Origin of the sequence: Streptomyces toyocaensis (assembly GCF_000725125.1) — a bacterium.
Lineage (GTDB): Bacteria > Actinomycetota > Actinomycetes > Streptomycetales > Streptomycetaceae > Streptomyces > Streptomyces toyocaensis.
The window spans coordinates 121,445-134,455 of the sequence record NZ_JFCB01000019.1 but is presented as its reverse complement, the minus strand read 5'-3'; the positions used below and the strand labels follow the sequence as shown (position 1 = coordinate 134,455).

Here is a 13,011-nt window from a genome sequence, read left to right as displayed (position 1 = left end):
CCGGTCACAGCGCCCGGAGGCCGTTGATCACGTCGCGCAGAATACTCTCGTCGGGCAGTTCGGCCGGGGGTACGGGCCGGTTCACATGGACGAATTCGAAGTTCACGAGGTCTCCGACGAGGACCCGGACCACTCCGATCGGCAGGTCGAGTTCGGCGGCGAGTTCGGCGACCGTCTGCGAGGTGTCACGGCACAGTTCCACGATGCCCACGTGTTCCGGGGACAGGGTGGGATCGTTCTCCGGATCGTCCGCGTGCGGCTCCGTGACGACCACCGCGATCAGGTCGAGGCGGTGCTGGACCGCACTGGTGGTGCGGCCCCGCGTCATGGCGTACGGACGGACGACCGGTCCGGCCTCGTCGTCGAACCAGTGGCTTCCACCCTGACCGTCAGCGCTCATGTCGTCCCACTACCCGCCCGAGGGCAGATCGGTGCGCGGAGCGGCGCCCAGATGCACACCGACCCGCTTCACGAGAAGCGTCATCTCGTAGGCGACCTGCCCGACGTCCGAGTCGGCGTCCGCGAGGACGGCGAGGCAGCTGCCGTCGCCGGCGGCGGTGACGAACAGGAACGCCTCGTCGAGTTCGACGACGGTCTGGCGGACCTCACCGGCCTCGAAGTGGCGGCCCACGCCCTTGGCGAGGCTGTGGAAACCCGAGGCGACGGCGGCCAGGTGCTCACTGTCCTCCCGGGTCAGGTCCTTCGACGCGCCGGTGGGCAGGCCGTCGCCGGAGAGCACGATCGCCTTGCGGATGCTGGCGACGCGGTCCACCAGGTCGTCGAGGAGCCAGTTCAGCTCCCCCTTGTCGGTCTCGGTGTGGCCGGTGGCCCTCGGTGCGGTCATCGACCGTCCCCCTCTGTCGTTCGTCGTGGTGCTGTGCCGCGGTCGGTCTCGTCGCCGTCGGCGTTCTCCTCGCGGCCGCGCTGCCAGCCGCGCTGGAGCGAGGCCATGCGGCTGCGTACTTCGTCCGCGTCCCGTTCAACGGGCAGGGTCCTGCCCTCGTTCCGGGGCCCGGCACTGCGCTTGAGCTGGGGGGCCAGGCTGGCCTGCCGCACCCGCCGGGGCAGCGCTCCGGAGCCGGGCTGTGCGGCGCCGGTGCCGGTGCCGGGTCCCTCGAGGGCCGGCGTGGAGTCGTCGGGTCCGCCCGGCGGGGTCGCAGGGCGGCGGCTGCGCCGGGGAAGCCCGGCGGGCGGCTCCGGCGGGGCCTCGCGCCCGGTGCCGCCCGCTGCCGGCGTGCCGCTCCGCTCCGCGGCATCCGCGGCTCCGGGGCGGGACGCGTCCGCGGACCGCCGGCGGGCGGGCAGGGGCGGCAGTGCCCCCGGATCCGGTCCCTCGCGCTCCTGGTCGGAGGAGAGCCGTCCGGAGCGACGGCGGGACGGAAGCGGGGACAGGGGTTCCGGCCCCGGACGGTCCGGCCCCCGGCGTGGCGCGGGGTCCTCACCACGGCGACGGGCGGGCGGCGGAGGTGCCGCCTCCGGCCCGGGGTGGGCCGCCGGGACCGTCTCCCCCTCGTCCGCCCGCCCGCCGCGGGCACGCTGGTCGCGCACCGGACGGCCGTGGGAGCTGACCAGCTTGGGCGTCGCCCTGCGGGTCAGCGGAACGGGGACGCCCGTCCCCTCGTCCGCGTCCGGGCCCTCAGGGACGCCCGTGCTCTGCCGACGGGGCTCACGGCCGCGGTCAGGCCGCTCGTCCTTGGTGCCGCCGAGGGAGCGGTGGGGACGGAAGAGACCGCCGTCCTCGCCCTCCTCGTCGCCCAGGGCGCCGGTGAATCCGTCCAGGGCGTCCAGGTCGACGGGGGCCTCCAGTTCGACCGGCCCGTCCAGCAGCGAGGCGGGCAGCCGGGGCAACTGGACGGGCACCTGGGAGAGCGCGCGGCGGTTCTCCTCCGGCTCCCCGTCCCCGGGGCGCCGGGGGCGGTCGAGACGGAAGCCGACCCCGTTGGTGTCCGGGACGTCGTCCGTCAGGAGCGCGTCGGGGATGAAGACGACCGCCGTGGTGCCGCCGTACGGGGAGGGCTGCAGGGAGACCCGGACGTTCTGACGCTGCGCGAGCCGGCTGACCACGAACAGCCCGAGCCGGTCCGTGTCGGAGAGTTCGAACTCCGGGGTCTCGGCGAGCCGCAGATTGGCGTCCAGGAGCGCGTCGGCCGCCATACCGAGCCCGCGGTCGTGGATCTCCAGGGTGAAGCCGTTGCCGACGCGGTCCCCCAGGACCTGGACGGCGGTGTGCGGAGGCGAGAACACCGTGGCGTTCTCCAGCAGTTCGGCCACCAGATGGGTGAGGTCGGCGACGGCCGGTCCGGTGACGGCGACCCTCGGCAGGCGGCGGACCTCGATGCGCTCGTAGTCCTCGACCTCGGCGACGGCGGCGCGTACGACGTCCATGAGCTGGACGGGCTTGCGCCACTGCCGGGAGGGCGCGGCGCCGGAGAGGATCACCAGGCCCTCGGCGTGCCGGCGCATGCGGGTGGTGAGGTGGTCCAGGCGGAACAGGTCGGCGAGTTCCTCGGTGTCCTCGGTCCTGCGCTCCATGGTGTCCAGCAGAGTGAGCTGCTTGTGCAGCAGGACCTGGCTGCGGCGGGCGAGGTTGACGAACACCTCGGAGACACCGGCGCGCAGTTCGGCCTGTTTGACGGCGGCCTCCACGGCGGCGCGCTGCAGGGTGTTGAGGGCCTGGCCGACCTCTCCCATCTCGTTCTTGTCGTACTCCAGTCGCGGGACCTCGGTCTCGACGTCGACCTGTTCACCCGCCGAGAGGCGGCGCATCACACTGGGCAGCCGCACGCCGGACGCCTCGTGGGCCTCCAGGCGCAGCTGCCGGAGGTCGCGGATGAGTCCGCGGCCGACGCGCACGGAGAGGAAGAGGGAGACCAGGAGGGCGATGAGTCCGAGGACGCCCGCGGCGACGGCCTGGGCGATGACGCCCATGGCGACGGGGCGGACGCGGTCCTGGTAGCGGTCGGTGGCCTGGTCGTTGAGCCTGCCGAGTTCGGTGAGCACGTTGCCCGCGGCGGTGTCCCAGCTCTTGGCGGTGATCCCGCGGGGCGGCCCGGTGCCGGAGGAGACGGCGGCCTCCTCGCCGACCCGCAGCGGGGCGGAGGCGGCGTTCTTCCAGAAGGTCTCGTAGCGGTCGCGTTCGGACGCGGGCAGCTGCGGCAGCCCGGCGTCGTACATCAGCGTGCGCTGGGCCACGAGGTCGGAGATGTCCCGGACCTCGGAACGGGACAGCTTGCCGACGATGAGGGCGGAGCCGAGCAGGGCGTCCTCACGGGAGAGCAGTTCACGGGCTCGGGCGAGACCGACGAGGGCGCGATACTGCTTGTCGAGCTCGACGTCCTCGACCACGTGCAGATTGGCCAGCAGCACGTAGCACGGATCGATCAGCCGGTTGTAGAGGTCGAGGGCCTGGGAGCGGTCGACGGTGCCGTCCTCGACGCTGCGCCGGAGGGACTCGATGCCGTCGAAGGAGTCCAGCACCGCGTTCAGCTCGCCGGAGTCGCCGTGCATGGCCTCGCGCACGTCGGCGTCGGCCGCGTTCCTGCGGACGTGCGCGACGGCCTTGTCGGTGGCGGCGCGGCTGCGCCGGAGTGCGGCGAGTCCGTCGGAGGCGCGGGGGTCGGCGAGATGGACGAGGGTCTGGCGGCGCTCCTGCTGGAGGACGCGCACGGTGTCCTCGACGGGGTAGCCGACGTCCTCCATCACCGCCGACACGTCGAAGAGGTGACTCGCCTCGCGGCCCGTGAGCACCGTGGTGAAGGCCCAGATCGTCGTCAGGGACACCAGCGGCACGAGAAGCAGCGCCACGATCTTCCGGCGGATGGACTTCCCGCGAAAGCGCATGGCCTCCCCCAGCTCGGCCCCCGGGCGAACGGGGGCACACATGTGCGTCAACAAACGGCGCGAGCCTACTACCGCGCCGGGGCCAACTCGAAGACGCGTCCGGAAGCTGCAGTTCCGTGCCGGTGGCAGGAGATGGTGAGTTGTCCGCTCATTGCGGGAGATTGCCTGCCGGAATCCGGGGCGGGCGTCCCGGACCCATCTCCCGGAGGGACAGGGACGGTTGGCCGATTCCTTTCCCAGTCGGGAATCTTCGCGACGCTCCGTTCGTCCTCCTCTGTGGGACATGGGGGCGGAATCGGCCACAGGAGCCGTGCCCCGCACCCGGGCGGCGTAAAACAGCGCAAGCCGGGCAGCCACTGGGGAGTGGGGTCTTCGGACACGAGCGAGTGGTTGGCCGGCGGTGGGGAGTGACACGTTGATGGGCACGGCGGAGCGGCGCGAGGCGCCCGAGGGCGGCACGGCGGCGCGGACGACGACAGGGCCGGATGCCGGGGCACCGGGCCGCGGCATACCCGCGGCCGAGAACCGGGCAGCCGGCGGCGCGGCACGCGAGGACCGGGCCGGTTCCTCGCCCCACAGCGGCCGGCAGCACGCGTACCACCGGCCGCTGTGGGTCGAGGAACCGGCGCGACGGCGCCGACTGCCGGACCCGGTCCGGACCGCGGCCGTGCGGGCGGTGCTGGTCATCGCCGTGACACTGATTCAGGCCATGGTGGCTCTCCTGTGCACGCTGGCCGGGTCCTGGCTGGCGTTCCCCATGGTCATCAGCAGCGTCGTCAGTACGATCCTGGCCACCTGGGCGGCACTGGACGTGTGGGTGACCCGCCAGGTCTGGAACCAGCGCCACGGTGTGGTGTCCGTCCCCAGCAGCACGGCGCGCGCACTGCGGCGCGAGCGGCGCCGCGCCAGCCGTCAGGAGCGGTCGGCCGAGCGCGCACGGGCACGGATACGCCGTCGCGGTGGAGCCGGACAGCTCTCCCACTCCTGACACCGCCCGGCCTCACCGACACCGTCGCCGCACGGGCTCTCGGTACCCTGGGGTCTCGTATGACGCACACCCGAGCGTGCTGCGCAACCGCCCCGACGGATGGTGAGAGCCGAACCATGACCCGCGCGCAGAACGAGTCGGGGAGGGACGGGAAGAGCCCGACAGGTGCCGTGCAGTCCGTGGACCGTGCCGTGAGCGTCCTGGAGATCCTCGCCCGGCAGGGCGAGGCGGGGGTCACGGAGATCGCCGGCGAACTCGGGGTGCACAAGTCCACTGCCTTCCGGCTGCTCGGCGTGCTGGAGAATCGCGGCCTGGTGGCGCAGGCCCGAGGCCACGGCAAGTACCGCCTGGGGGCCGGCGTGCTGCGTCTCGCCGGGGCGGCCGCCCTGCGGCTCGACATCTCCCAGGAGGGCGTCCCGGTGTGTCGGGAACTCGCGGACGAGCTGGGCGAGACGGTGAACACGGCCGTGCCGGACGAGGACGCGGCCGTCAACATCATGCAGGCGCGGGGAACGGCATCGGTCACGGCGCAGAACTGGCTCGGCAGGCGCACCCCGCTGCACGCCACCTCGAGCGGCAAGGTGTTTCTGGCCCACATGTCACCCGCCCTGCGCGACAGCCACCTTGCCCGCCGGCTGCACCGGTTCACGGAGCGCACGATCACCGACCCGGCCATGCTGCGCGGTGAGCTGGAACAGGTGATCGAGCAGGGGTACGCCACGACGCTGGAGGAGCTGGAGCCGGGACTCGCGGCCGTCGCGGCGCCGGTCCGCTCCCACGACGGCACGGTGATCGCGGCGATCAGCGTCTCGGGTCCGGTCTACCGGCTGACCGCGGACCGGCTGCCCCGGCTGGGCAGCCGGACGGCCGGAGCGGCGGCCGAGCTGTCCCGGCGGATGGGCTACGGCTTCTGAGCCGTCTCCGGCACGACGCCTGTCAGCCGCTCGCCGGGGCGGGCCGCTTGAACATGCGGGTCGCGGTGATCTCGCTGTGCGCCTCCTCGGCCGGGTCCTGTTGGGGAAGCCCCGGCCTCAGGTGCTCCTCCACGCTGATGTACTTCAGCCCCGCCCGCAGGTCGGCGTCGTTGCGCAGCCGGATGACCAGCGGGAACTCGGCGAGCGCCGTCGTGTCGAACAGGCCGGTGGTGTACAGCAGCTGGACGCCGAGCGCGTCGGCCACGGCCCGCTGGAGTTCCAGCAGGTACGTGGCGTTGGCCCGGCCGATGGGGTTGTCCAGGAACAGCGTTCCCGCGTGCCGGTGCTTGTCCCTGCCCCGGTCGTTGGAGCGCAGGGCGGCCATCGTGCAGTACAGGGCGATGGCGGCGGTGAGCAGCTGGCCGCCGGAGAACACGTCGCCCATCTGGCCGACGGGTACCCGCTCGGCGCGCAGTACCGCGTCGGGCTTGAGGATCTCGACGGCGACGCCCTTCGGCTGGAGGGCGGCGGCGACCCCGCGCAGCAACAGGGACACGCCGTCGCGCCGCAGGTCGGAGTTCTTCCTGACGGCCGCGCGGGTCGCCTCGTCGATGACGTCGCCGAGGCGCTCGGTGAGGGTGGCCTGGTCGGGTTCCTCGAAGCGGATGCGCAGGAACTCCTGCCCGGACCACTCGCCGAGGCCTTCCGGCAGCCGCGACAGCCGCTGGGCCGAGCGCAGGGTGGCGAGGGCGGACTCGACGAGGCCCCGCAGGCGGTCCACGATCGAGTCGCGGTTGCGCTCCAGTTGCTCCAGCTCGTCGGTGAGGACCCGGAGCCGGGGTGCGAAGGCCTCCGCCCACTTCTGGGCGTGTTCCGGCAGCGCGGTGGCGGGCAGTTCGCGGATCTGCTGGCGGGCAGGGGTGCGGACCTGCTCGTAGCGCGTGGAGTTGGCGTGCCGGACGAGGACGTCGCCGGCCTCGCGCACGGCCGACTCGGCGGCGGACAGGTCGGCGGCGCAGCCGCGCAGCGAGCGGCGGGCCTCGGCGGCGGACTGCCGGGCCTCTTCGAGGCTGCCCGGGTAGGGCTCGGGCTGCTCCTGCTCCTCCTCCGTGGTGTGCTCGCGCAGCAGGTCGCGGAGCAGGGCGGCGATCTCGTCGAAGCCACCGGCGGCGTCCTCGGCGGCGCGGTGCGCTTCGAGCAGTTCGGCGTGGGCCTCCCGTGCCCCGTTCAACGCCTCGTTACGGGCGCCGAGTTCGGTGGTGGCGGTGCGCAGCAGCGCCTGTGCGTGCCCGGCGTCGGCCGGGACCAGCTCCTCGGGGAGCCCGGTGTGCGCCTCGCCGTCCTCGGGCGCGAGCCGTTCGGCCTCGCCGCGCAGCCGTCCGAGCTGCTCGCTCGCGCCGGACATCCGGGTCTCCAGGAGCTGCACCAGTTCCTCGGCACGGGCGGCGGCGGCCTGCCGGCTGGGTCCGTCGGAGCCGTCGGGCGACGTCAGCAGCTGCTCGGCGCGGGTGCGGACCTTGTTGCTGAGGCGGTCCAGGTCCGCGCGGGCCGCACTCTCGTCGCTCTCCGCGCGAGCCTGTTCGGCGCGCAGATCGGCGCCGACGCCGACCTTCTCGTACACCTGGGACGCGGCCCGGTAGGCCTCGCGCAGGGCGGGCAGGGACGCCTGCGGCGCTTCGGCGCCGTCCTCGGGTACGTCGTCGGGTGCGCCGGCGATCTCGGAGCGCTCTGCGCGCAGGGCACGGGCGGTGCGCCGGGCGTCGTCTGCGGCTCGCTGGGCGCCGCGCCGGTCCTCGTCGGCGGCGCGTGCCCGTTCCAGGCAGCTCTGGGCACGTGCTTCCGCCTCGGCCGCGTCGTCGGCCAGTTCCCGCAGTTTGACCTGCCAGCCCGCCCGTTCACGCAGCCGGAAGGCGAGTCCCGCGAGGGCGTCCGCCGCACGCCGGGCCCTCTGTGCGGCCTCCTGCCGCTCGTCGCGGACCCGGGCGGCCTCGGCGGCGGCCTCCTCGGCCTCCGCCCGCCGGGTGCGGGCCTCGGCCAGTTCGGCCTCGGCCTCCTCGGCGAAGGCCCTCGCCCCGCGCGCCGTCCCGGCCAGTTCCGTGAGCCGCCCGGCCGGGCAGCCGGTCCGCCACGAGACCAGCCGGGCGGCCAGCTCCCGGTCCTTGCCGAGCCGGGCGGCGAGAACCCGGATCTCCTCGTCCCGCGCGGTCGCCCGGGCGCGCAGTGCCTGCCGCTCCTCGTCGGCGGCGTGCTCGTCGTGCATGGCCGGGTTCGGCGGTACGAGGAACACGTCACCGCTGTCCGTGCCCGGCGCCGGAGTGGGGGCGAGCAGGGCGGCGGCGGTGCCGACGGCGACCGCGGACCGGGGCAGCAGCGCCGCCTCGCTCAACGCCTCGCGGGCGCGGACGTGGGAGTCCGGATCGGTGATGACCACGCCGTCGACCAGTTCGGGGCGGGCGGCGAGCACGCGCGCGTGGTCGGCCGGGTCGACGGCCTGGGCGAGATAGCGCCAGCCCGGGAGGGCGGGGATGCCGTGCTCGCCGAGGAACTCGACCGTCGCCAGCACGTCCGGGCCGGGCGGCAGCAGCCCGCCGTCACCGAGGGCACCGAGGATCCGGGCGTCGTCCGCGGCGGCGGTGCGCAGGTCGAACAGCTGTCGCTCGGCGGAGGAGACGGCGTCGTCGAGCAGTTCGCGCAACTCGTCGGCGAAGCGGTCGAGTTGTTCGGCGGTCAGGGCCTCCTCACCCGGGGACGGCCGGGCGCCTGAATCAGCCGCGGCGCGGTCGGCGTCCATGCGCTGAGCCGGCACACCGGTCCGCCGCCCGGTGGGGCTTCCGGGGAGGCTCAGCAGCTCCGCCAGCCGCTGCTCGGCCGCGAGGGCCTCGGCCGTACGGCGCTCGCCCTCGTGGGCGCGCTCGGCCGCCGTGGCCGCGTCGGCCGCGCGGGCCGCGGTGAGTTCCGCGCGGTTCTCCGCGGCGGCCGCCTCGCGCGCGTGCTCGGTGGCCCGGCGGGACGCCTCGCGGGCAGTGTCCCAGGCGGCGACCGCCGTCTTCTCGGCGTCGCTCGCCGCGAGGGCGGCCCTGGCGGGGTCGGCGTCGGGGGCGCTGTCGTCGAGCCAGCCGGCGCGTACCGCCTCGGCGGTCTCCTGCTCGACCTCGGTGAGCCGCTGTCGCAGGTGTCCGATCTCGCTGCGGGCCCGCTGTGCCTCGGTGGCCGCGGCGGTGGCGTCGCGGTGGGCCCCGTCACTGGCCTCCTGGAGGGCGGCCGACCGTGCCTCCTCCTCGTTGGCCAGGTTGTCGGCGTTCCGTGCGGCCGCGTGCAGGGCGCGCACCAGGTCGACGGCGGCCTCGGCCCGGGCGGCCAGCGCGGGGGCCGCGTCGCGCTCGGCCTCCCGGATCGCGGCGGAGACGCGGGCCACGCGGTCGGCGGCGGCGCGGTGGCGCAGTACGGCCTCGGCGGCCTGCCAGGACGAGTACAGCGTGCGCGCGTCGGCGAGTTCGCGCTTCTGGGTCGCCGCGGACTTCTCGGCCGCGGCGAGAGCCAGGGAGGCGTGCCGGTAGGCGAGTTCGGCGGAGATCAGCGCGCTGTGCCCGCGCGCCGACTCGGCGTGGGTGACGGCGTACGCGGCGGCGGTGACGCGCCCGGTCAAGTCTGCCGCGCGGACACGTTCCCGGGCGCCGCGGGCGGAGAGCCGGCGGGCGAGGGTGCGGGTGCGGCGCTCGGCCGCGGTGTGGATCTCCCGCGCGCGGGCGCGGGCCTCGGCGGCCTCGACGATCCGGCCCAGCAGGTCGACCGAACCGGCGGTGAAGTCCCGTTCGGCGATCAGTTCGGCACGCCGGCCCAGCTTGTTGCCGAAGCCGCTGACGAGGTCGGCGAGTCCGTCGGTGTCGCGGGTGTCGGTGACGGCGCGCAGCAGGAGGTCGGTGAAGTCGGAGTCCTTCTTGACCGCGAAGAGGCCGGCGGCCTCTCCCTCGTCCGCGTTCATCTCCCGCTGGTAGCGGAAGAGTTCCGGGTCGAGACCGAGGTCGCCCAGGTGTTCGGTCCAGCGCTCGTGGATCTCCTCCCAGTGCACCTCCAGGTGCGGGTAGTTCCTGCCGGCCTCCGTGAGGGCGTCCCGGAAGCCCTTCATGGTGCGGCGCCGCCCCCGTGCGCCCGACTGGCCCTCGGCGGGCGGCCGTACGGCCGTGGACTCGGCGACGGGAAGGTTGTCGAGGCCGAGACCGGGGCCGGGGCGCAGGGAGTACCAGGCCTCGGCGAACTTCCTGGGGTCGTTGGAGACCTGACGGCCCCGCCATTCACTGACCTTGCCGACGACGACGCACTCCCCGGTCTGCACGTGCTGCCATTCCAGCGCGACGTGGCCGCAGTCGTCGGCGAGCAGGAACTTGCGCAGTACACCGGAGCTGGCGCCGCCGAGGGTGTTGCGGTGGCCCGGGAGCATCACGGAGAAGATCAGTTTCAGCAGGACGGACTTGCCGCCGCCGTTCTCCAGGAAGAGCACCCCGGCGGGGGCGGGACGGCGCGGCGGGCCGACGGGCTCCTCCTCGAAGAACTCCGCCTGCGCCGGCGCGGGGTCCGGCACGACCCCGCCGACACCGCGCAGGTCGAGCACGGTGTCGGCGTAGCGCGCACCGGCCGGCCCGATGGAGTAGAGGCGGACCCGGGACAGCTCGTACATGGCGGACTCTCGTGAGGCTTCGTGAGGTGGGGGGTTCAGGCGGAGTGGAACGGCAGGCCGGCGTCGGCGACCAGTTCCAGGTCGTCGCCGTCCTGGGGCGGCAGCAGGGTGGGCGTGCCGTCGGTGACCGGGACGACGCCCAGCTCCAGCAGTTCGGCGAGGGCGGCGCTGCCCGCCATGTCGCGGACCTGGAGCTGGTAGCGGGCCGTGGTGCGGTAGGTGCCGCCGTTGTCGTCGCCGGTGCGCTGGAGGAAACCGGAGTCGGTGAGGAAGGCGACCGCCTTGGCCACGATGCCGGTGGTGGAGCCCGCGAGCCGGCGCGCGTCCTTGGTGGCGCCGGTGGCGCTGCGTCTGGCCCAGATCCTCCAGGCGGCCTCCAGGCCGGGGGTGTCGCTGGCCGGGTCGGTGTTCTCGCCCTGTTCGGCGGCCCGCTCCTCCAGGCGGTGGCAGGCCTGGCGGACGAAGGCGTCGACGCCGTTGACCGTGACGCGCCCGATGTAGCCGTCGTCGGCGAGGTCCTCGGGGCGCGGGAAGGCCATGGCGGCGACGGCGAGGTGCGCGAGCCCGTGCAGGAACCGGTCACCGCCGTCGGCGGAGGTACGGCGCGCGTAGTCGCCCATGCGGACGGCGAAGACGGAGTCCTCGGCGGCGGTGACGGCCATGCCCGCGCGCGGGGACACCTCCAGCACGATCAGCCCGAGCCCGGTGGCCACGGCGTCGGCGAGCCGCGCGAACGGGGGGTCCTCGCGGTAGCGGCGCAGCAGGTCGGCGTACTCCTGGTCGCGGGCGGGCTGCAGTTTGGGCTGGAGGCCGAAGGCGACGAGCCGCGCCGCGTCCGCGGCGTCGGCGGGCGTGACGGCGGCGCTCGCCGGTGCGGCCGCGGCCTCCGGCTCACTCCACTCGACGTGCTCGGTCACGGTCGGGACTCCTCGCTGTGGGGAACGTCGGTACGGTCTGCTGCCCGCGCGGTCATGCCGCCTCCGTCCGGTCGGCGGCCATGCCGGCCGCGTCCAGCAGGGCCGTGCCCACGATGAGGTCGGCACCACCGAACTCGGGATCGACGAGGTCGGTGCCGTCGTCCACGGCGAACAGCAGCTTCCGTTCGCCCTGGCGGTAGGCGGTGCCGAACGGCGGGCTGGCGGCGTGGATCGCCAGCAGGGCGACCAGGTAGGGCAGTTCGGGGTCCTGGCGGCGGGCGTCGGCGAGCAGCCCGGACAGCCGGCGCGGCGCGTCGGCCGGCAGGTCCAGCAGTTCGGTGGCGGCGGCGAGCTGCTCCTCGCTGAAGCGGCTGTCGTCGGGTGTGGCGATCAGGTCGGGTTCCGGCATCTCCGCGCCGAGGTGCTCACGTTCCACGGGCGGCGTCAGCAGTATCTCGACGAGGTCGGCGACCCGGACGGAGACCGGGGTGCGCAGCCCGGTGCCGTGGGCGAAGAAGGCGTCGGTGACCCGGGACGCCCGCTCCACGGGCAGGGGCAGCAGGGGTGCCAGGAGATGGCCGTAGAGGTCGGTGCCGGAGGTGGACGTGGGGTTGGCGAAGGCCTGCCGGTCCTGCTCGGCACGGAACAGCGGGCCGGCCTCGAGGAGCCGGGACTGCAGCTGTGTGTGGCGCCGGATGCAGTCCTTGACGATGTCCACCAGCTCGGCCGCGCGGCGCTTGTGCCCGGGATCCTCGGACTCGTCGCGGGCCTTGCGGATGTTGGTGAGGATCGCGTTCTCGTGGCGGTACCGGTCGGCCACGTGGTCGAGGGCCTCGGCGATCATGTCGGGCACGGCGCTCAGCCAGTCCACCGCGCGGACGTTGCGACGGGTCGCCTCCAGGGCCCGGCGCAGGGTCTCGGAGTACTGCACGGTGCGGTAGCGGGCCTGCTCGGCGGCGAGCTGGGCGTCGGCGAGCCTGCCCCGCCTGATCAGCACCTCCAGCTTGACCTCGGCGGCGATCTGCGCGCTGGTGACATCGGTGTCCAGGGCGCCGACCAGGACGTTGACCGCCTCGTCCGTGGTCCGCAGGTACACCGTGCCGCCGGGGCCGGGGACCTCCTCGACCAGTTTGAAGTCGTAGTCGCGGCGGACATAGGTGCCGTCCGCTCCGAACACGCCGTACACCGCGCGGAAGCCGCGGTCGACGCTGCCGACGTTGATCAGGTTCTCCAGGACCCAGCGGGCCACGCGCTCGTGCTCGGCGGCGGGACGGCGCGGGGCCTGGGCGGCGATGCGCGGGATGAGCCGGGCGACGACCTGGTCGTGGTCGGCGCCCGTGTCGAAGTCCATGTTCAGCGTGACCAGGTCGATGGCGGCGAGGGCGATCTCGGCCATGCCGTACACCGAGTACTCACCGGCCAGGTTGGCCTTGCGCGCGTCGAGGTCGTGCAGCGGCGCGGTGCAGGCGAGCGCGCGCAGCCGCCGCGCCAGACCCTCGTCGGCGGCCGGGCCCGGCGCGGGCCGCGGCCCCGCGCTGAGCTGGGGCGGAACGCTGTCCGTCGATGCAGGCGAAGTCACGGTGCACAGACTAGGTCCTCGGTCTGACAACGACCCAAACGAGGCAGATGCGCCCCGGCGTCACCCTTGTCACACCGCCGCGACCCGTCCGGTCGGGG

The 13,011-nt window shown here is 74.2% G+C and carries 8 protein-coding genes; 2 read left to right on the top strand and 6 right to left on the bottom strand.

Features of this window, described 5'->3' with window-relative positions; genetic code table 11:
• Nucleotides 1-4 precede the first annotated feature (4 nt).
• Genes BU52_RS20885 through BU52_RS20875 form a run of 3 tightly spaced genes read right to left on the bottom strand, consistent with a single transcriptional unit; the run spans nucleotide 5 to nucleotide 3,840 of the window.
• Nucleotides 5-400 (bottom strand): DUF742 domain-containing protein, encoded by a 396-nt coding sequence (locus tag BU52_RS20885; protein WP_037936596.1) that lies wholly within the window; start codon nucleotides 398-400, stop codon nucleotides 5-7.
• 9 nt (nucleotides 401-409) lie between these two features.
• Nucleotides 410-844: a roadblock/LC7 domain-containing protein gene (locus BU52_RS20880; protein WP_037936592.1), complete on the bottom strand. Its 435-nt coding sequence runs from the start codon at nucleotides 842-844 to the stop codon at nucleotides 410-412.
• Complete coding sequence (locus tag BU52_RS20875; protein ID WP_037936590.1) at nucleotides 841-3,840, bottom strand: nitrate- and nitrite sensing domain-containing protein; 3,000 nt, start codon at nucleotides 3,838-3,840, stop codon at nucleotides 841-843. The genes BU52_RS20880 and BU52_RS20875 overlap by 4 nt, the downstream gene beginning before the upstream one ends.
• Nucleotides 3,841-4,258: 418 nt before the next feature.
• Between BU52_RS20875 and BU52_RS20870 the strand changes: the two genes are divergently transcribed.
• Together BU52_RS20870 and BU52_RS20865 are read left to right on the top strand one after the other, a co-directional pair.
• Nucleotides 4,259-4,828, top strand: a complete 570-nt coding sequence (locus tag BU52_RS20870; RefSeq protein WP_037936587.1) for a hypothetical protein — start codon at nucleotides 4,259-4,261, stop codon at nucleotides 4,826-4,828.
• A 116-nt stretch (nucleotides 4,829-4,944) separates the two neighbouring features.
• On the top strand, nucleotides 4,945-5,742 hold the full coding sequence (locus BU52_RS20865; protein WP_200881226.1) for an IclR family transcriptional regulator: 798 nt from the start codon (nucleotides 4,945-4,947) through the stop codon (nucleotides 5,740-5,742).
• A gap of 22 nt (nucleotides 5,743-5,764) precedes the next feature.
• Here the strand turns inward: BU52_RS20865 and BU52_RS20860 are convergent, their stop codons facing one another.
• The 3 genes from BU52_RS20860 to BU52_RS20850 are packed head-to-tail and all read right to left on the bottom strand — an operon-like array spanning nucleotide 5,765 to nucleotide 12,913.
• A complete protein-coding gene (locus tag BU52_RS20860) occupies nucleotides 5,765-10,417 on the bottom strand; it encodes a hypothetical protein (RefSeq protein ID WP_037936582.1) in 4,653 nt (1,550 codons plus the stop codon).
• A 35-nt stretch (nucleotides 10,418-10,452) separates the two neighbouring features.
• Entirely contained in the window at nucleotides 10,453-11,334 is an 882-nt protein-coding gene (locus BU52_RS20855; RefSeq protein ID WP_037936580.1) for a hypothetical protein, read from the bottom strand.
• 52 nt (nucleotides 11,335-11,386) lie between these two features.
• A complete protein-coding gene (locus BU52_RS20850; protein WP_037936578.1) occupies nucleotides 11,387-12,913 on the bottom strand; it encodes a hypothetical protein in 1,527 nt (508 codons plus the stop codon).
• Nucleotides 12,914-13,011: the final 98 nt, after the last annotated feature.

What these genes read in the sequence shown, in the direction of transcription:
- BU52_RS20885 (WP_037936596.1), bottom strand. Translation starts at nt 400, where the DNA reads ATGAGCGCTGACGGTCAGGGTGGAAGCCACTGGTTCGACGACGAGGCC.
- BU52_RS20880 (WP_037936592.1), bottom strand. Translation starts at nt 844, where the DNA reads ATGACCGCACCGAGGGCCACCGGCCACACCGAGACCGACAAGGGGGAG.
- BU52_RS20875 (WP_037936590.1), bottom strand. Translation starts at nt 3,840, where the DNA reads ATGCGCTTTCGCGGGAAGTCCATCCGCCGGAAGATCGTGGCGCTGCTT.
- BU52_RS20870 (WP_037936587.1), top strand. Translation starts at nt 4,259, where the DNA reads ATGGGCACGGCGGAGCGGCGCGAGGCGCCCGAGGGCGGCACGGCGGCG.
- BU52_RS20865 (WP_200881226.1), top strand. Translation starts at nt 4,945, where the DNA reads ATGACCCGCGCGCAGAACGAGTCGGGGAGGGACGGGAAGAGCCCGACA.
- BU52_RS20860 (WP_037936582.1), bottom strand. Translation starts at nt 10,417, where the DNA reads ATGTACGAGCTGTCCCGGGTCCGCCTCTACTCCATCGGGCCGGCCGGT.